The organism is Rhodococcus sp. 06-1474-1B (assembly GCF_002258885.1).
In the GTDB taxonomy this organism is placed as follows: Bacteria; Actinomycetota; Actinomycetes; order Mycobacteriales; family Mycobacteriaceae; genus Rhodococcoides; species Rhodococcoides fascians.
In genome coordinates this window covers 82,990-100,690 of sequence record NZ_NOYR01000008.1, presented here as the reverse complement: position 1 = coordinate 100,690, position 17,701 = coordinate 82,990, and the positions used below count along the sequence as shown (strand labels likewise).

18 protein-coding genes are annotated in these 17,701 nt (G+C 62.2%); 7 read left to right on the top strand and 11 right to left on the bottom strand.

The features are described from left to right. Positions 1-9 precede the first annotated feature (9 nt). Positions 10-729, bottom strand: coding sequence for an ABC transporter ATP-binding protein (locus tag CH266_RS01980; protein ID WP_032406964.1), 720 nt, complete (start codon positions 727-729; stop codon positions 10-12). A 3-nt stretch (positions 730-732) separates the two neighbouring features. Next, positions 733-1,467 (bottom strand): ABC transporter permease, encoded by a 735-nt coding sequence (locus CH266_RS01975; RefSeq protein WP_441347034.1) that lies wholly within the window; start codon positions 1,465-1,467, stop codon positions 733-735. Between the two features lie 241 nt (positions 1,468-1,708). On the opposite strand from CH266_RS01975, the gene CH266_RS01970 reads away from it, so the two are divergent. Beyond that, positions 1,709-2,239, top strand: a complete 531-nt coding sequence (locus CH266_RS01970) for a GNAT family N-acetyltransferase (protein WP_094714549.1) — start codon at positions 1,709-1,711, stop codon at positions 2,237-2,239. Positions 2,240-2,347: 108 nt separating this feature from the next. Next, positions 2,348-3,415 (top strand): ParB/Srx family N-terminal domain-containing protein, encoded by a 1,068-nt coding sequence (locus CH266_RS01965; protein WP_094714548.1) that lies wholly within the window; start codon positions 2,348-2,350, stop codon positions 3,413-3,415. Positions 3,416-3,444: 29 nt separating this feature from the next. Here CH266_RS01965 and CH266_RS01960 read toward each other — a convergent pair whose 3' ends face one another. Next, a complete protein-coding gene (locus tag CH266_RS01960) occupies positions 3,445-4,101 on the bottom strand; it encodes a DedA family protein (RefSeq protein ID WP_027497825.1) in 657 nt (218 codons plus the stop codon). A gap of 170 nt (positions 4,102-4,271) precedes the next feature. On the opposite strand from CH266_RS01960, the gene CH266_RS01955 reads away from it, so the two are divergent. Both CH266_RS01955 and CH266_RS01950 read left to right on the top strand, forming a co-directional pair. Beyond that, the gene (locus CH266_RS01955; RefSeq protein ID WP_255175812.1) at positions 4,272-5,492 is read left to right on the top strand and encodes a sensor histidine kinase; all 1,221 of its coding nucleotides are present in this window, start codon (positions 4,272-4,274) and stop codon (positions 5,490-5,492) included. Then, positions 5,483-6,127 (top strand): LuxR C-terminal-related transcriptional regulator, encoded by a 645-nt coding sequence (locus tag CH266_RS01950; protein ID WP_094714546.1) that lies wholly within the window; start codon positions 5,483-5,485, stop codon positions 6,125-6,127. The genes CH266_RS01955 and CH266_RS01950 overlap by 10 nt, the downstream gene beginning before the upstream one ends. A 9-nt stretch (positions 6,128-6,136) precedes the next feature. On the opposite strand, the gene CH266_RS01945 is transcribed toward CH266_RS01950, so the two are convergent. The 3 genes from CH266_RS01945 to CH266_RS01935 are packed head-to-tail and all read right to left on the bottom strand — an operon-like array spanning position 6,137 to position 8,219. Beyond that, a complete protein-coding gene (locus tag CH266_RS01945; RefSeq protein ID WP_094714545.1) occupies positions 6,137-6,793 on the bottom strand; it encodes a nitroreductase family protein in 657 nt (218 codons plus the stop codon). Positions 6,794-6,800: 7 nt separating this feature from the next. Beyond that, entirely contained in the window at positions 6,801-7,787 is a 987-nt protein-coding gene (locus tag CH266_RS01940) for an alpha/beta fold hydrolase (protein ID WP_094714544.1), read from the bottom strand. A gap of 12 nt (positions 7,788-7,799) precedes the next feature. Then, a complete protein-coding gene (locus CH266_RS01935) occupies positions 7,800-8,219 on the bottom strand; it encodes an EVE domain-containing protein (protein ID WP_255175811.1) in 420 nt (139 codons plus the stop codon). Between the two features lie 219 nt (positions 8,220-8,438). Between CH266_RS01935 and CH266_RS01930 the strand changes: the two genes are divergently transcribed. Then, complete coding sequence (locus CH266_RS01930) at positions 8,439-9,641, top strand: vWA domain-containing protein (RefSeq protein ID WP_094714543.1); 1,203 nt, start codon at positions 8,439-8,441, stop codon at positions 9,639-9,641. A gap of 45 nt (positions 9,642-9,686) precedes the next feature. Here CH266_RS01930 and CH266_RS01925 read toward each other — a convergent pair whose 3' ends face one another. After that, the gene (locus CH266_RS01925; RefSeq protein WP_094714542.1) at positions 9,687-10,325 is read right to left on the bottom strand and encodes an isochorismatase family protein; all 639 of its coding nucleotides are present in this window, start codon (positions 10,323-10,325) and stop codon (positions 9,687-9,689) included. A gap of 122 nt (positions 10,326-10,447) precedes the next feature. Between CH266_RS01925 and CH266_RS01920 the strand changes: the two genes are divergently transcribed. Both CH266_RS01920 and CH266_RS01915 read left to right on the top strand, forming a co-directional pair. Beyond that, positions 10,448-11,428: a GlxA family transcriptional regulator gene (locus CH266_RS01920; protein WP_027497833.1), complete on the top strand. Its 981-nt coding sequence runs from the start codon at positions 10,448-10,450 to the stop codon at positions 11,426-11,428. Beyond that, on the top strand, positions 11,425-12,264 hold the full coding sequence (locus tag CH266_RS01915; protein WP_176456979.1) for an adenylate/guanylate cyclase domain-containing protein: 840 nt from the start codon (positions 11,425-11,427) through the stop codon (positions 12,262-12,264). The genes CH266_RS01920 and CH266_RS01915 overlap by 4 nt, the downstream gene beginning before the upstream one ends. Positions 12,265-12,285: 21 nt before the next feature. Here CH266_RS01915 and CH266_RS01910 read toward each other — a convergent pair whose 3' ends face one another. From CH266_RS01910 to CH266_RS01895, 4 genes are read right to left on the bottom strand one after another with little or no spacing between them, the layout of a single operon-like run. Further along, positions 12,286-12,780: a hypothetical protein gene (locus tag CH266_RS01910; protein ID WP_032384365.1), complete on the bottom strand. Its 495-nt coding sequence runs from the start codon at positions 12,778-12,780 to the stop codon at positions 12,286-12,288. Next, positions 12,777-13,631 (bottom strand): ParA family protein, encoded by an 855-nt coding sequence (locus CH266_RS01905; RefSeq protein WP_032383769.1) that lies wholly within the window; start codon positions 13,629-13,631, stop codon positions 12,777-12,779. The genes CH266_RS01910 and CH266_RS01905 overlap by 4 nt, the downstream gene beginning before the upstream one ends. Positions 13,632-13,637: 6 nt before the next feature. Further along, entirely contained in the window at positions 13,638-16,592 is a 2,955-nt protein-coding gene (locus CH266_RS01900) for a Z1 domain-containing protein (protein WP_094714541.1), read from the bottom strand. Continuing rightward, complete coding sequence (locus CH266_RS01895; protein ID WP_230591505.1) at positions 16,589-17,665, bottom strand: ATP-binding protein; 1,077 nt, start codon at positions 17,663-17,665, stop codon at positions 16,589-16,591. The genes CH266_RS01900 and CH266_RS01895 overlap by 4 nt, the downstream gene beginning before the upstream one ends. Positions 17,666-17,701 lie beyond the last annotated feature (36 nt).

The window sequence follows — 17,701 nt, the reverse complement described above, 5'->3', positions numbered from 1 at the left end:
ATTGGACGGTCAGTGAACTCCGAGAGCTCCGAGCAGATGGGTGCGAAGGCGGGAAAAGCCCGGCGTTCCGCGATCGCGGGGGCGGGGCAGATCGACGGTGACGGTGTCCGAGACTGCGCCGTTCTCGAGCACTACAACCCGATCGGCCAGCGCGATCGCCTCGTCGACATCGTGCGTGACCAGGAGGATGCCGAAGCGATGCCGTCCCCACAGGTCGAGCAGAAGTGACTGCATCGTCAGTCGTGTGAGTGCGTCGAGCGCGCCGAACGGTTCGTCGAGGAGCAGCAGTTCGGGCTCCCCCACCAAAGCCCGCGCCAGCGCAGCGCGCTGAGCTTGCCCACCGGACAATGTGAGTGGCCATGCGTCTCGCTTCTCGGCCAGCCCCACCTCGTCCAGGGTCGCGTCCGCAGCAGTCAATGCCTCGTTGCCGGTGACGCCTGCGGTGTTCAGACCGTAGGAGACGTTCTGACGAACAGACCGCCACGGGAACAGGCGTGGTTCCTGAAACGCGACCGCAGGATGCCCGGCGACGTGCCGCTCCCCTGTGTGGTCGGTCGACAGTCCGGCCAGGACACGCAGGATGGTCGACTTGCCGGAGCCGGATCGTCCGACCAGCGAGACGATTTCGCCGCGCTCGATGGACAGGTCGACACCCTTCAACACGTGACTGGATCCGTAGAACTTGTCGATGCCGTGCAGGGTGGCGACGGAGGTGGTCGTCGTAGTCATGGCTCACGCGTCCAATCGATAACGGAGGGCTCGCTTTTCGAGGATTCGGACGATTCCGTCGGTGCCGATTCCCATCAGTGCGTAGACGACGAGACCGAAGATGATGGTGTCGACCCGCAGGAAGTCCCGCGCGTTGTTGATGATGTAGCCGAGCCCCGATTCGGCGTTGATCTGCTCGGCCACGATCAACGACAGCCACGCGATGGCCAACGACTGCCGAAGTCCCACCAACAGCTGGGGCGCGATGCTCGGCAGAATGATGGTGGTGAATCGCTGTCGCCACGAGAAACCGAGGACAACTGCGGTGTCGAGAAAGTCGCGATCGATCTGGCGGATGGCCGAGAACGTGTTGAGGTACAACGGAAATGCCACTCCGAGAGCGACAAGCAGAATCTTGGGAGTCTCGCCGATTCCGAACCACAGGATGAACAGTGGGATCAACCCGAGGTGTGGGAGTGCACGCAGCATCTGCAGCGGTGGATCGACGGTTGCTTCGGCGAGTTTGGACAGTCCGACGAGCGCCCCGAGTGCCACCCCGATCAGCCCGCCCAGCAGGAGTCCTTGAACCACTCGCGTTCCGGAAATAGCCAGAGCGTCGGCCAATTCACCGTTGCGCAGCAATTGCAGACCCGCGTCGAAGATCAGTGACGGTGCGGGGAGAACACGTTCGGAGAGGACTCCGGCAGCACTGGCGATCTGCCACAGAACGAGGAGGACGATCGGCGACAAGGCACGCAGGACGGTCCATCGGTATCGCTGCCACAGTGGCGTTTTGGACGAGGCGGGCACCGGGTCGACCTTCGGTACGACGCTGTGCCGCGTGTCCACAGGTCCCGCGGGAGCGGCGTACGACGTCACGACCATGTTCACGTGCCTTCCACTTGATGACGATCAGCTTCGACTCACCACCTTTCGTTACGAGAGGGGTCCGGGCCAGGGTTCGAATCAGCGTGAATCTAGGTCGGGCAGAATCGGACATATGACAGTCGAGCCCATTCACACCGAACGCCTGACGCTGCGTCTCTACGAACCCGACGACGCAGACCGGATTCTCGCGTACTACAGCGATCCCGAGGTGTGCCGCTATCTCCTCCACGAAGCGTGGACGCACGCCGATGCTGTTGCGGCGGTGGGCAAACGGATGAAGCGATCCGGATTGCACACCCAGGCGCTCGCGATGGTCGTCGAACACGAGGGGACGGTGGTGGGCAATGTCGAGGCGTGGCTCGTTGACGGTTCGCCGGCACTCGTCGAACTCGGCTGGACGTTCTCCCCCGCCGTGGCGGGTCGTGGCTACGCCACCGAGGCGGTCGAAGCGTTGATCGAGCACGTGTTCTCGCTGCCGCAGATCCACCGAGTCACGGCGCAGATGGACGGACGCAACGACGCGTCGGCCAGGTTGGCCGCCCGGGTCGGAATGCGTCAGGAAGCGCACTTCCGCCAGAACTGGTGGTGCAAGGGCGAATGGACAGACACCCTCGTCTACGCGATGTTGCGCGAGGATCGCTGACGCACATCATGCGACGTTCACCTCCGCGTCGGTTCCCCGACGCCAGCCGGTGACCGCGGTGCGACAGTCTCGGAAAACTTCACTTTCCGAACTCTGGGAGTTTCACGAATGGCATCGCGTCGCAGAGCTGCTCTACTGGGCACGCTCGCTTTGATATCGATCGTCTCCACGTCGATGGGCGGCGTCGCCACTGCCGCCCCGGCACGGACGGCGTCGCCGCTGTGTCAGGTTGCGGACCTGCTCCCCAGTGGATCGTCCTCGGGCCTCGGCTACCAATGTGCCGAAGCCGGTGAGCTTCTCGATCTGCCGATCGGTGATGTCCGCGCGACGCAACCCTCACTCGGGTACGACGAGGTGTACTACAAGCTCGGTCGATACACACTTGGCAAGGACGAGATCAACAAGAAGTTCGACGACTGGTGCGAGGCCAACGGCCAGGAGAAGGCCGCGTCGGCGCTACCCGATGCGCGCCTGGACAATCCGTCGTCGTTCACCTGCACAGTGCCCGTCGGCCAGGAAACTCCCGACACCATCGCACCGATGAAGACCGTCGTCATCGGGCCGGGCGGTGTGCCGTACCTGACCGACGGACACCACACTCTGACCTCGTTCTTCGAAACGGCCGACGGTGGACCGAATCTGCATCTTCGTCTGCGAGTGGTCGCGAATCTCAGCAACCTGAGCCCTGCCGACTTCTGGGCTCGAATGAAAGCCGAGAAGTGGGTGTGGAACTACGACGTCGACGGCAACGAGGTTCCGGTTGAACAGCTTCCGTCAGGAGTCGGTCTCGCGAAGTTCCAGAACGACAAGTACCGCAGCCTGATGTACTTCGCCCGCGACATCGGCTTCACCCCCGGCACCATCCCCTTCCAGGAATTCTATTGGGGTGCATGGGTTCGCGACTCGGCGGAAGTCGACATCAGCGGCTGGGACAGCAAAAATCTCGCGAGCTACCTGAGCACCGTCGAGTCGGTCTCGCGCGCTCAGGTGGCGGCCCCGAAAGACACAGTCATCGACAGCGGCCGCACCGCAGCGGAACTCGGCGCACTGGCTTCCTGGAACGACGGCAAGGCTGCCGGTAAGGGCGAGTTCGGGAAACTCTCGGCACCGTACGCGAACGACAAGCCCGGCAAGCTGGCCTACGCATTGCAGTACAAGTCGGGACTGCCCCGATAAGTGCATGTCAGGTCGCCGGGCCGGCGTTGTCACAGACCGGCCTGGCGGCGAGACCGCAACCGCAGGGCCACGAAGACGACGAAGGCCATGGCGACCGTCATGACGACGATCTTCTGCAGGATTTCGGCATACGCGTCGACCAGGTGCCAGTTCTCGCCCAGCTGATATCCCGCGGTGACGAAAATGGTGTTCCAGATGAGACTCCCAATGGTCGTGAGTAGAAGGAACTTCGCCATTCCCATCCGCGCGATCCCGGCCGGCAGGGAGATGAAGCTACGAAACAGCGGGATCATGCGGCCGAGCAGAACTGACTTCGAGCCGTGCTTGGCGAACCATGCCTCCGAGCGGTCGAAGTCGCTGGCCTTGATCAGGGGAATTCGCGCTACCAATGCTCGTGTGCGCTCGCGTCCGATGAGCGCACCCACCGCGTAGACGATGACCGCGCCCAGTACCGAGCCGAGCGTCGTCCAGAAGAGCGCAGCACCGAAAGAGAACGCTCCCTGACTGGCCGAGAACCCGGCAAGTGGGAGAACGAGTTCGCTCGGGATCGGCGGGAACAGATTGTCTGCACCGACGACGACCGCTGCGCCGGGGCCGCCAAGGGCATCCATGACGCCGACCGCCCACCCGGCCAGTCCGTCGAGAGTGCGGGTTTCTGCTGCTGTAGCAATCGATATGTTGGACATGGCAATTCCCTTGTTCGTCTATGTTTCCGGTCGTGAAGGACACGGAAAACGCTACGAACTATGTGGATGCGGGACATCGAGGAAGACCGTCGCCTGCCGCGGGGCTATCTGCATGGAAGTGTGTGGTTTACCGCAGTATCAGCGGCCACTTGCTCGGTTACGCTGCTCGTGTGCTGGCCAACCGTGACGTCTACTCACCCGAGCAGGCTGATCGCGCGTCGATCGGCTCACTTCTACGGCGCTGGCTCACGGCACTTTCCGGAGTTCTGCTCGGAATCTTCACCGCGATCGCGGCTCTGTTGTTCTCCGTGGCGGCTTTACTCGCCCTAGCACTGGTGCGTCTCCTCGGCCGGTGGGGAGAACCAATACGGACGGCCGTAGATGAGACCGCATTGATCTTGTCCGACTTCGAGATCCGGCGGATCACACGCTTTCACGGCGCGTTCTCCACGGATGCGGCGGCCCCTCGTCGCTGCCGCTGGTATCTCGGAATTCGTTGGCCTATCGGGCTGCTCGGGCTCGGCGTGGTTCTCCTCCTGACGCTGTGTCTCGTCGTCGCCGCATCGATGGTCTCGGCATGGACTCTCAGCGGCGACTGGGGCTTGATCGAGGACTCGAACCGCGTCGACGGCGGACTCGTTGCTATGGCCGCACTACCCGGAATCCTCCTGATTTTCGTCGCGGCAGTCGGAGTGGCAGGGGTGGGATCTCTCGATCGTTGGTTCGCCATCCAGGTACTCGGCCGGCAGTCGGATCGGTTGCTGCACCAACGGATTGCCGAGCTGACGAGCACTCGCGATCATGTCGTGGACGCTATCGACGACGAACGCCGACGCATCGAGCGTGACCTGCACGACGGCGTGCAACAGCACCTGTTTGCTCTGGGAATGCTCGTCGGCCGGGCTCGCCGCGCTGAAGATCCCGACAAGGTGCACGAACTCCTCCGCCAAGCCCAGGTCGCCTCGCAGGGAGCGACGGACGAGCTGCGCGAGGTTGCCAACCGGGTGTATCCGATCGCACTCGACAAGGACGGCCTGCGCCCAGCTCTCGAGGCGCTGGCCGAGCGGTCCGGTGTGCCCGTTCGACTCTCGTACGAACTGACAGAGAGGTTGCGCCCCGCTGTGGAAACAGCCGTCTACTTCGTCATCTCGGAGGCGGTGACCAACGCAGCCAAGCATGCCTCCCCGAGATCGTTGGAGGTCGAGGTCACTCGGCAGAAGTTCGATCGCATACTGGCAACCATCACCGACGACGGGTCCGGTGGTGCCGATCCGTCCGGCACCGGATTGTCCGGACTGGCCCGCCGCGTCGCTGCCATGGATGGCACCCTCACCGTGGACAGCCCGGTCGGCGGCCCGACTGTTGTGACTGCGAGCATCCCATGCGCGTGATCGTCGCGGAGGACTCGACGTTGCTGCGTGAGGGCCTGGTCCGTCTGCTCGTCGACGAAGGCCATGACGTGGTCGCGTCCGTGGGCGACGCCGACGCGCTCCTGGCTGCCGTGGAACTGGCTCATCCCGACATCGTCGTCACCGATGTTCGGATGCCTCCAGGCCACAGCGACGAGGGTCTGCGAGCAGCACTGACGATTCGCGATCGATGGCCGGAGGTGGCAGTGCTCGTGCTCTCCCAGTACGTCGAAAACCGCTACGCGGCAGAGCTGATCAGTGGGCCGGGAGGCAAGGTCGGGTACCTGCTGAAGGACCGAGTCGCGCAGGTCGACGAGTTCCTGGACGCCCTCGACAGAGTTGCCGGCGGCGGGACTGCCTTCGACCCGGAGGTGGTGCGCCAGCTGTTGTCTCGCACCACCCGATCCAATCCCCTCGAACGACTGACGCCGCGCGAGCGCGATGTGCTCGAGCTGATGGCGCAAGGTCTCACGAACGCCAGAATCGCCGCTGATCTGTTCATTTCGGTGAGTTCGGTCGAGAAACACATCAACGCCGTGTTCGACAAACTCGGATTGGCGAACTCGACCGGTATGAGCCGACGCGTGATGGCGGTGGTGGCCTACCTGCGCACCTAGCCGGGCCGACTACCAGCGATCGACGTGCAGCACCGTCTCGATCGGATCCCTGGGCGCGACCTTGAAGGTCTCCCCCGTGTAGTAGGCAGTCGGAATCAGTGCGCCTTGATGGAAGCCTTCGGGAATACCGAGCAGTCCGGAAATCTCGGCTTCCTTCGCGAGATGAATTGTCGTCCACGCTGTTCCGAGACCACGTGCCCGTGCAGCCAGGGCGTAGTTCCACACCGCAGGCAGCAGCGAGCCCCACAGACCGGCCTGGTTGCCGGCCGGAAGCGTCTTGCCGGCCTTGATGCACGGAATCAGCAGCACGGGAACTTCACCCATGTGCTCGCCGAGCCAACCGGCACTGTCGCCGACGCGCTTCTGAACCGATGCGCGTTCGGGATCGTCCGCGAACAATGCTGACGCGGATTGCTTCGATGCCTGGTACTCGGCGAACAATTCGCCGTAGATCGCGCCGATGCGGGCACGAAGATCAGGATCGGTGACGACGATCCACTGCCACCCCTGCTTGTTCGACCCGGACGGGGCCTGCAGCGCGATCTCGAGACATTCCTTGATCAGCTCCATCGGCACCGGCCGCGTCAGGTCCAGACGCTTACGCACAGTTCGCGTGGTGGTCAGCAGCTCGTCGGGAGTCAGATCAACGATCGGGAAAGAAGTCACCCTTCGATCATGCACCATTCGGCCTCTGCAGGGCCCGGTCGGTCAATTCTTCGTTCGCAGCGTCCCAGCGCGCCGCCATGGACAGTCCCCCATGCCCGTCGCCCTCATCGATGACGAGTGTCGAACCGGGCCAACGTCGGTGTAGATGCCACGGCGTGACAGCCGGTCCGGAAACGTCCTTTCGGCCATGGATCAGGACGCCCGGAATGTCTCGCAGACCGTCGGCGCGATCGAGTAAGGGTGGATCGCAGAACCCGTCGTGCGACCAGTAGTGCGCGGCCAGCCGGACGAAGGCCAGTCGGAACCGGTCGTCGTCCCATCGCGGATTGCGCCGCACGCCATCGGTACCGATCGAGATGTGGACGTCCTCCCACAGCGCCCATTCTCGGGATGCATTGTCGCGCAACGTCAGATCGGTCGAATTGAACAGGCGGTTGTACGCGTCGACTATTCGGCCCTCGCCCCGGCGGTAGCCGACGCCCGACTGCTCGGCGAAGGTGGCGAACCGATCCCATGCTTCCGGGAAGACGGCGCCGACTCCCTCCGTAATCCAGTCGACCTCAGCCCTACGTGTCGTCGTGACAGCAACGAGCACCATGCCGAGAACCCTTGTCGGATGCGCGAGAGCGTAGGCAAGAGCAAGAGTGGATCCCCAGGACGCGCCGTTGACGATCCACGCCTCGACGCCGAGGTGCACACGCAGCGCTTCGATATCGGCGAGCAGATGTGCAGTGGTGTTGGTAGCCAACGACGTCGAGGGATCCGACGCGTGCGGGGTCGACCGTCCGCACCCGCGCTGCTCGAATCCGATTGCGCGAACACGGGACAGGTCGAAGTGGCGACGAAACTGACTGGTGTTCAGGGTCCCGCCCGGTCCGCCGTGCAGGTACACCGCCGGGACGCCGTCGGACGGACCCCATTGCTCCCAGTAGATCCGCTGACCGTCCCCGACATCCAGCATTCCGTGCTGTATCGGCTCGTTCTCCGGTGTCATAGCGCCATCACATCATTCGAGAGGCAGCATCTGTCGGATCACTGCCCACGCGGACGCGTCGACCCATGAGGGATTGGACTGCTGCGGCGACCGGAACACCTCGAGCGTCGACAATTCCGCAACGGCCTGCAGATCCGACGCGAGGATCGGCTGATCGAACAGCGTGATGTCCGTCGAGACCTTCCACTGGGGGCCGGGGACCGGGGTGCCGGTCAACCGACCCGCACCCCAGATCCCGCGTCGCGGGTGGCTGCTGACCCAGAACAACACCGGCTGCCCAGGTGCCATCAGACGAGTTCGATAGTTGTTCGCGACGCACCAATTCTCGTGCGCACGTCCGGCTTCGACCATCGGTGCGAGGTCGGTCTTGCGCGGATTGCACTTGATCACCCATGCGCCGAGCGTCTGCTCCGTTATCGCCCGTGCCGTCACACTCGCCATCGTAATGACAAACTGGGCGACAGCGTCGTTGCCCTGTGCAGGGACAATTACCAACCCACCTGGTGTGGATGGCAGCTCGTTGGGATCTCCCACTCGCCGGCGACGCCGGTCGGTCATCCATTTAGGCGGCGGCTCTCGCACCAGCTCGTACACCATTTCGTGCCGCCATTACTCTGGCCTCATGTGTTCCAGCGACACCGAAAGGACACCATGACGACCCTGACCCGAGGCGGGAATGCCCTGATCGAGGCACGAGCGTTCGAGGTCACCGTCGACGACGCCAACGGTGTCGACCTACTTGCGTTTCAAGTGAACACGGGTCGAAAAGTACGCAGCGACGACGACTTCGTGTTCTTCAATCAGCCATCGTCGCCCGAGGGCGCGGTTCGGCTGTCATCGACGCGTTCGTTGAGCATCGACCTGCGTCTCGTGCCTACCGACGTCGACGCCATCGTCGTCGCGGTTGCGTCGGACAGCGCACTGTCGACTCGCGCCGGAATGACCGTAAGGTCGAGCGACATCGTCAGTCCAGCATCGGGTTTGACGACGGAAACTGCAGCAGTTCTGGTCGAAATTTATCGCCGCGGCGGCGACTGGAAGGTGCGCAATGTGAGCGCCGGCTGGGACGCGGGCTTTGCCGATCTCGTCCGCGAACACGGGGTTGACGTCGAGGACACCGATACCCCGACAGTGCGTTCCGTAGCGGGCGAGGAAAAGCTCTCGATGGTCAAACGCGAGAAGCTCGATCTCCGCAAGAAACATGTACACAAGGTGTTGCTGACGAAAAATGCCGTGGGACTGCGGGCTCGGGTCATTCTTGTCATCGACAAAACCGGCAGCATGAGCAAGCAGTACTCGACGCGCGTAGTGCACAGAGTCGTCGAACGAATGGTTCCGGTTGCGACCCAGCTCGACGACGACGGCGAGCTCGAACCCTACCTCTACGGCTCGTGGTACGCGCAGCTGCCAGTCATCACCGTCGCAGGCACCGATTCCTGGGCTGACACCTACCTCCACCTGTACGGCCACCATGGCGGCATCGACTACTCGTCGATCGGCGGCACCAACGACGAACTGCCGATCATGAATCAGATCCTGTCCACGGTCGTCTCGCGTCAGCCCACGTTGGTGCTGTTCTTCACCGACGGTGGCTTCACCAAACGCGGGCCGATCGCGAGCTTCATGCGGACGGCGTCGAGCGCTCCCATCTTCTGGCAGTTCATCGGTGTCGGCAAAGCGAACTACGGCGTTCTCGAAAAGCTGGACACCATGGAAGGCCGGTTCATCGACAACGCCGGGTTCTTCGCGCTCGACGACATCGACAAAGTCTCCGACGCCGAGCTGTACGAACGAATTCTCAGCGAATTCCCGGGTTGGATACGTGCAGCTCGGGCGGCGAAGATAATCGACTGACGACGGACACCCGACCTGATGGAAATGAGACCGCCTGTCGTGGACTCAGGCGGTACCGACCGCGTCATTGCCTTGCGCAGCCGAGACCACCAGATTGTTTGCCGTGAGCCCGTTTCCGTTCTTGACCGCGTCGATCCACTGGTCTGTCGTCGCCACCGCTGCGAAATTGGACTGGTAAAGCACCATCAGCGCCTTGTGGAGTTGTTCGGCTGAGACTGTCCCCGCCTCGTTCGAAAGGTTGATCGCGCCAGTGGCGTCGGACAGGATCTCGACGGTCAGGTCCAGTGCTTCGGCGTCGGCACTGGTGGCGAGATCGCAGTTGTTGGTCATGTATCCGACGATCGTGACGGTGTCGACATTGTTGCCCTGCAACCACTTCGCCACGTCGGTGCCAGCGAAGACGCTGCTGTACTGCTTCTCGACTCGCTCGAAGGACGGCTGCACGACGGCCTGAATGTCGGGATGAAGCTCGTACGTCGCGGTTCCCTTGACAAAAGCAGGCGAGCCCTCGGGCATCTCGTGCTGCACGATGGCCACCGGAACATCCTGCGCCACAGCCGCTTCGATGGTACGAACGATGTTGGCCAGCGACTCGTCGCGAGGCGGGTACTGGATCTTCAGCACTCCCTCGAAGTACTCCTGCTGTACATCGATGACGATGAGGGCTCTACGCGGTGCAGTCATGAACGTTCTCCTTCAAGTGGCGTACTCGGTCAATACCCATACTTCGGCACCGACCTTGCGTTCACGAGTGGCACGGATGCATACTTTCGATGAAATTGCGCCAATTCGTCGATCGGAGATTCATGCGCATCGCGCTGTACGTGTTCGACGGCATCACCATGTTCCACCTCGCCGCGCCGTTGATGGTGTTCGGCGAGGTGACGCGCCTCGGGCTGGCCCCCGACTGGGAGACGCGAGTGTGGTCCGACGAGCCGGGGTCGATCCGCACCGAGGAGGGCTTCCCCGTCGGCGAGATCGAGGGCCCCGACATCGCCGATTGGGCCGACATCGTCATCGTGACGTCGTGGCCGGAGTCGTTGCCACACATCGGCGCTCACCTGTCCACAGCTCTTCGAGGCGCTCACAGACGGGGAGCCCAGATCGCGGGACTGTGTCTGGGGTCGTTTGCCGTCGCCGACACCGGACTGCTCGCGGGACGCCCTGCCGTCACCCATTGGTCCAAGATGACCGAACTGCGCGACCGCAATTCGCAACTAGGCCTCGACGAGTCCGTGCTCTACATCGACCACGGCGACGTCATGACCTCCGCGGGCACGGCATCGTCGATAGATTCCTGCCTGCACATCGTCCGCAAACACCTCGGCGCGGCAGCGGCTACGCGGGTGGCACGCAGCCTCGTCGTCGCACCCCATCGCGACGGCGGTCAGGCGCAATACATCGAACGGCCGGTCATCGAGGCGTCGGAGGACTCCGCGATCGCCGACGTCCAGAGTTGGGCGCTGGAACGACTGTCCGAGCCACTACCGATCGAGCGGCTCGCCGAGCGGGCACGTATGAGCCGGCGTAGCTTCATCCGGCAATTTCAGTATGCGACGGGAACCACGCCCGCGCGCTGGGTACTCGACCAGCGGCTCGACGCCGCCCGCAGCCAACTCGAAACGACCGGCCACAGCATCGAGACCATCGCTGCCTCGTGCGGATTCGGCAGCGCCGTCACCCTGCGTCAGAACTTCCACTCGGCGTTCGCCGTCACGCCGACGGCCTATCGGAAGCAGTTCGCGGTCGGTTGTGCAACCACGGACACCGCCGACAGGCGAGGATGAGCAACGTGATCCTGTGGATAGTTGCCGGAGTCGAGCTCGCCGCCATTATCGCGCTCGGTGTGGTTCTCATCGTGTCTCGACGAAAGTTGAAGCACACGCGCCGAGCACTCGACCGCGCTCTCGAATCGCAGCAACGCCGTAAGCGACGCGGCCTGGTGCCCTTCGCGATCAGAACCGCCTTCCACACCACGGACCTACTCATCAACAAGGGATTTGGCGCGACCGTCCGCAACTCCGTCGAAGACCTCGCGGGCTGGGCCAAGGTCGAACGCCCCGACCTGGCACGCATGACCGCCGACGGCGACATCGTGGTCATGTTCTCCGACATCGAAGGGTCCACCGCCCGCAACGAAGAACTGGGCGACCGCGGTTGGGTGAAACTGCTCGAGAAGCACAACAAGCTGATCCGCAAACACGTCGACGACCACGGCGGACATGTGGTCAAGAGCCAGGGCGACGGTTACATGATCGCCTTCTCCGACCCGGCTGAAGCCGTGCGCTGCGGGGTGGAAGTACAAGAAGCGCTGCAGAAGAACCCCGACCGCTGGGATCGCATCCGCGTCCGCATGGGCGTGCACGTCGGCAGCTCGGTGCGCCGAGGCGACGACCTGTTCGGGCTCAACGTCGCCATGGCGGCAAGAGTGGCGAACCAAGCCGAAGGCGGAGAAATCCTTGTCAGCGAGCCGGTGCGTGACGCCATCGCCAGGGCGGACGGCCTGACTCTGGGGACGCCCCGCGACGTCGAACTCAAGGGAATGAGCGGAAGCTTTCAGTTGTATCCGGTGGCGCTTCCCGCTCTTCCAACTGCAGCGCCCGGTGCCGCGGAGCTGGCCTGACCGACGGGGCCAGACGCAGCCTCAACGAAAGACGCTGCCCTTGGAGGCCAAAGCCTTGACCCGCGCGACTGTCCACGAGACGAGCGCCTCCGCTTTGCGCTTGCGACCCGTTTCCTTCCGGGTATCGATCTCCTGCTCCGCAATAATGTCGCGCAGTTGGTCGACCGTCAGCTCCAAGAGTTTGTCAGCAAGACCCTGCTCCCCAGACTCAGCGAAGACGACGAACGGGTCGAACACACCGGGCTGGCGGGTTACAGCTTTTCTTGTTGTCGCCTTACGCACTGGCCTCGCGGGTGCGAGCCGCGCAACCGTCTCGGCCCCCTCCGACGACGGAGCAACGGTGAACGCGGCCGTAAGCGCTTTGGCGAACCGAGGCGTTCGTCCCGCTTCCTCCGCCACCACCTGGAACAATCTGGTCAGCAGAGACGCTGCAGTAGCGTCCGCGCTCGCCAACTTTAGGAGCGCTCCGCCAAGTTCTTGAACCTCTACCCGTTGTTGGGCGTCGTCGCTCGTCATAGCTTCGCTTGTGCCTCCGTCATGATGTTCTTGGTAATCTCACGCAACTGGTCGAACTGGCCTTGGTTTCCGTATTTGACCTTCAAGGTGCCGTAATCACGGAACTCCGCCGACGCTGCGATCGAATTGGACTCGGCAAGATAAACCGGCAGCACATTCTGAATGCTCCTGTCGCGACGGAGATTACGGACCGTCGTCCGGTGGATAGCCGAGTTGGACTTGTACTTGGTGATCACCAAACCCAGTTCAAGGATCTTGCGCCCGAGCCCTTCGGCAAACTGTTCGATGAATGTCTGTATCTGAGGGATACCGTACGTGGAGAGCACATCCGGAATCGTCGGGATGATGTACGCGTCGGACATCGCCAACCCATTGAGGGTGATCGGGCCAACGTTGGGCGGACAGTCGATCAGAATGTAGTCGTAGTAGTCCTTCACCGGAGCGATTGCGTCGCCGAGGATGTCGACTCCGCTGGTTGCGCTGCCCTCGGACACCCGAAGCGCGCTCAATCGCTCCTGCAACGGAATCAGATCCAGCGAGGATGGAAGTAGGTCGACACCCGTCACTCGCTTCACCGCCGACACTCCCCGCTCGATACTGGAATGCAGGTCAAAGTTCGATGCGCCATCAAGAGCATCCTCGAACAGCGCAGCCAGCGTTCGCTTTTCGTTGTTCAGAGCGAACCAGCGCTCTTCACTGATCATCATGGTAGTCAGGTTGATTTGAGAATCCAGGTCGATCAGGAGCACCCGCTGCCCGAACTCCAGTGACATGAACTCCGCGACGGCCGCGGTCACCGTAGTCTTGCCGACACCACCCTTGAGGCTGATGGTCGAGATTACTTTCGCCATTGCGGACTACTGCACTTTCTTGTTCGAGTGACGGTCGATTCCATCGACGATGGCTGCTCCCCCGGCCTGCCGAACCGAGAAGCCGACTCGCGGATTCGGATCGGCGGCGAACGGCAAGGCGTACGAGAACAACGTGGCCAGGTCTCCCGGGTCAATCGTTCCGCTCTCAGCTCGCTTCATGTTCTTCGTTCCCAATTCTGGGTCATTTGCGAACACCAAAATCAGACCCCCGCGCGTCCTCTTCCGAAGTTTCGCCGCTCGAGGGCCGCCATCTTTGCTTCGATTCCCTGCGATGTGCTCAATGGCGTCACGTTCCCGCACAGCAGTTCCCGTGAATCCTGTGCGATAGTCCTCATCGAGGCGTTTGCGGTGTACGACGGGCAACGGCTCCCCCCATCCCGCGACCGGCAACGGATCACGGGTCTTGGGCTTCGGAAGGAGAATCGCGAAGTCCTCCAAGGTCTTCTCGTCGATCGCCTTCTTCATCGCCGCCAAGTGTGGGTCGAACGACCAGTTTTCGTCCCAGACGAACCGACTGACTACGTCCAAAACCAACTGAGCAGGCACGACTCCGAACCGCGCGTCGAACGTCCTGCGCTTGTCCTGGCTTCCGGTCATCTCGAAGGTATCCCCGTCCGTAAGCTTTGCGAGGAGCGGCTTCACTGCGTCGAAGTGCAGCTTGTTCCACTGCCCATCACCACGCGGTCGCTGCATCGTGAAGCTGAACGACTCACCACCCGCGCCGCGATAGGTTTGGACGGCGTTGAACATCTTCTTCGAATCGGTCGGTTTGAGCCACGGCAGCTGCTGGAACACCATCGGCGGGACATCGCGTGGGGTGACCATCGGCTCACCTTTGGCGTTGATTCCCTTGTACCGCCGGAGCTCTGCACGGAACTCTTCCTCGTCGCGCACGATAGCTTCAAAGGCTCGGTACATGTCGTATCCCGCTCCGGCCGGCCCCTGGACGTTCCGCCCGATAAACAGTCGCACCAGGTCCTTGTACCCCGCGCGAAAGCCAAACCATCGGCCGGTCTGCATCAACGTGTCGGCCTTGTCGGTGCGCCGGGTGTAGTAGGTCGTGGTGAGACCTGCGACGGTGAATCCGCGACTCAACTTCGTCCCACCGACAAGGATCTTCCATACGCTGCGCGCATCGAAGTCCAGTACTTCTTGCTCGTGCTCGTCGGGAACCTCCCCGTTGACCACGATGACCGGGCTGACACCTTCGGAGATTCGATCGTAGGCATCGCCGATGAACTCGTGCAGATCGTCGAAGGATTCTGGAACCGCGTCCTCGGATCGTGCTCTCGCCTTGCACACCGGGCCGAAGTCCTCGGTCCACAGAGCGCGCAACCGTGCACGCGACTTGGGCTGGCTATATGCCGCCTTCTTCCAGAGATCGCGAACGTCGGTCGCCATCGCCTTGTGTGTCGCAGTCTTGACAGACTCGTGCACCAGCATGGTGTGATGACGGAAGGGCTTGCTTCCCTGCGCCTCTCGATAGAGTTTGATGGCCCCGGCAAGAACAAACGAGTCCAATGCACTCAACAGTTCCTCGTTGCGCTCGTCATCCGAGCCAGCGCTCAGACCACGAACGAAGGCACGTTCGTTCGAGTTCGCGGGTGTTTTCTCCTCGTCGGTGAACTCGTCGTGGTCGTCATGAAAGTCCGAGCCGCCCATATACCCGGCGGGTCGGTCGAGACTGATGATGAAGTCGGTCGGGAAGATGTTGATGCTGTCGTCGGGGTCGACGAAAACGTTCGCGAACGGTGTTGCGGTATAACCGATGTACTGTGCACGCGGCAGAATCGTCAGCAACTCGGCGATGCGATCGTTGATGGCCGTCCGTTCGATCTTCTCGGATTCGGACACCGGTGGCTTGACCGTGTTCACCGACGCTTGATCGGCCTCATCGTCGATGATCAGAGTGGGGATGTCGTTCAGTGCTTTCGGGAATTTGTTCAGGTCTGCGACGAGCTTCTTCAGTACCGTCGAGTTCTTCTTGACCACCGCGATGCGGACATTAGCCCCCCACAGATTCGCCATATCATTAAGCGGCACAGCGTGATCGTTCTTTTCGAACTCCAGCGCGCCGATGCCCTTACCGAGCGACAAGTAGTCCTTGGTCAAGCCGGTCAATCTTCGCACGGCAGGAACCGAGTTCGACGTAGTGGGGTCCACGGCATGCGTGACAAATCGTCCCGCCTGCCAATCCGGGTCGCCGAGGTAGTCGGGGTCGGACCCGATGTTCTGTCGGCCGATCAGCTGCAAATCCAGACGTCGCTGGGTCTGGCTGCGGAGCAGTTCGATGGTGCCGGTCAATACGATGATCAGCCGATACCCGGCGTCGATCGACTTAGCGAGGACCCCGGTGAAGTTTGCGGTCTTGCCGCTTTGCACATAACCGACGACAAGCCCTTTGGACTGGTAGGGCTCGGACCTGGTCGGATCGGCAAGTCGTTGTACCACTTGTGTTGTAGCAATATCGAGGCCGGTGATCGCGTCATCACTCCAGCCTTCAACTGCCAGAACTCCCCGGTAGGAATGCCAGTAGAACTCATGGGCCTTTCGTCGACGCGGCGTGTACCACGGACCCCATGGTTGCGGGGCCGCGATGACCGACGGTTGATCAGCACGAGGGTAGTGGTCGTCGAGGTACCGGTGGGCTTCTTCGGGTATCCCCAACAGCGTGTACGTCAGAGCTCGCCGCTCGACCGACCCTGGCTCGGTTCCATCGGTCCACGATGCCGAGGATTCAGCGTCCCACTGACCAAAGCTCGTTCTCGCCGCAGAACGAACCTCAGACGCGTTCTCGTCGACCAGGACGTCGACGATGACGTCGATCTCTATGCCTGATGGAAACCGCCGCACCAGGTGCGCGTTGACGGGGTGCACGAGCGGCACGGGAGGGTAGTCGCCGAACTGTCGAGCAATCGCCTCGACCAGATCCATACTCATCTCGAGTCCCCTGTCTGTTGAATGCGCCGTGCAGTCACGGCCGCGACGAGGACGTCCTGCCAGGCCTGCATCTGTTCGATCTGCTTGTGACTGTGCCGGGTTCCCTGGAACATCTGCTGCGTGAGCAGATACAGAAGAGCCTTGATCAAGGGCGCATCGGTGTTGTCGTAGCTGCGGCGGCCGAGCAGCTCTTTTCGGAAACGTCCGTTGATCCATAAGGCGCGAGATTGGAGATCGACCTCGAAGAACTTGTCTCGGGCCAACACTCGCCACGCAATACGAACGGGGTCGCCATCATCGAAGGTGAAAGCGTCGCTGAAGGCGTCGAGTAGGTCCTCGGGGAAACCTGCTTCCGGAGCAACCACACTGACCGGGCGCGATTGGCGACTGCGGGCAGTCGTCACGGTGTGCACAGCCTGATCGAAATATCCGACGGTGGCCAAGATCCCCTTGAGCGCCGCAGCTGCACTGGCGTCGAGAGTCACCCCGAACTTCTCCGGGTTGATGGTGATGTGGCGCATCAGCGCATCGTCGAGATCGACCGACACCCGCGCCAGCCCGTAATCCGCTCGGGGACGAACCAATCCGTTCCACCCACCAACCTGCAACAACCGACCGGCACGATAGAAGTAGAATCCCTGCCGGTCTCTGCCTGGTGCCCCATACAGTCGAAATTCAGCAGATGAACTACGCGCCGGCCAGATGTGAAGGGTGGCCTCTGCCGACGATCCCGGCACGTCGATGCTGCTTCGCAGCGGAAAGGTCGGGTCACCCGAGATGGGGTAATCGAACGGATCTATCGCTTTGACCTTCCGCAATGCACCTGTTTGGTTGTCATCGAGGTCGAACACGTCGACGGTGATGGCCAATTCGTCACCGAGTAAGCGATGAAACACAATTCCCAGATGATCTCGAATATCGCCGATCGCTTGTTCAAGCCACCCGGTTCGTTCCTCTTCGTCGGCCGAACGCGAGAACGTCGTGATGCCCTGCCACTCGACGATAGTGCCGGCACGGAGAGGGAAACGTGGCCGCGCCTCGGACATCTCCAGGGCGGCGCGCGCACCTTTCATGATCGAGACGGAGTGCGGGTCTTTCCGGTCGATAGC

Excerpts from the sequence above, each read along its gene's own strand:
- CH266_RS01960 (WP_027497825.1), bottom strand. The coding sequence starts at position 4,101 with ATGTCCAACATATCGATTGCTACAGCAGCAGAAACCCGCACTCTCGAC.
- CH266_RS01950 (WP_094714546.1), top strand. The coding sequence starts at position 5,483 with ATGCGCGTGATCGTCGCGGAGGACTCGACGTTGCTGCGTGAGGGCCTG.
- CH266_RS01925 (WP_094714542.1), bottom strand. The coding sequence starts at position 10,325 with ATGACTGCACCGCGTAGAGCCCTCATCGTCATCGATGTACAGCAGGAG.
- CH266_RS01920 (WP_027497833.1), top strand. The coding sequence starts at position 10,448 with ATGCGCATCGCGCTGTACGTGTTCGACGGCATCACCATGTTCCACCTC.
- CH266_RS01930 (WP_094714543.1), top strand. The coding sequence starts at position 8,439 with ATGACGACCCTGACCCGAGGCGGGAATGCCCTGATCGAGGCACGAGCG.
- CH266_RS01970 (WP_094714549.1), top strand. The coding sequence starts at position 1,709 with ATGACAGTCGAGCCCATTCACACCGAACGCCTGACGCTGCGTCTCTAC.
- CH266_RS01965 (WP_094714548.1), top strand. The coding sequence starts at position 2,348 with ATGGCATCGCGTCGCAGAGCTGCTCTACTGGGCACGCTCGCTTTGATA.
- CH266_RS01910 (WP_032384365.1), bottom strand. The coding sequence starts at position 12,780 with ATGACGAGCGACGACGCCCAACAACGGGTAGAGGTTCAAGAACTTGGC.
- CH266_RS01940 (WP_094714544.1), bottom strand. The coding sequence starts at position 7,787 with ATGACACCGGAGAACGAGCCGATACAGCACGGAATGCTGGATGTCGGG.
- CH266_RS01980 (WP_032406964.1), bottom strand. The coding sequence starts at position 729 with ATGACTACGACGACCACCTCCGTCGCCACCCTGCACGGCATCGACAAG.
- CH266_RS01900 (WP_094714541.1), bottom strand. The coding sequence starts at position 16,592 with ATGAGTATGGATCTGGTCGAGGCGATTGCTCGACAGTTCGGCGACTAC.
- CH266_RS01915 (WP_176456979.1), top strand. The coding sequence starts at position 11,425 with ATGAGCAACGTGATCCTGTGGATAGTTGCCGGAGTCGAGCTCGCCGCC.
- CH266_RS01895 (WP_230591505.1), bottom strand. The coding sequence starts at position 17,665 with ATGAAAGGTGCGCGCGCCGCCCTGGAGATGTCCGAGGCGCGGCCACGT.
- CH266_RS01905 (WP_032383769.1), bottom strand. The coding sequence starts at position 13,631 with ATGGCGAAAGTAATCTCGACCATCAGCCTCAAGGGTGGTGTCGGCAAG.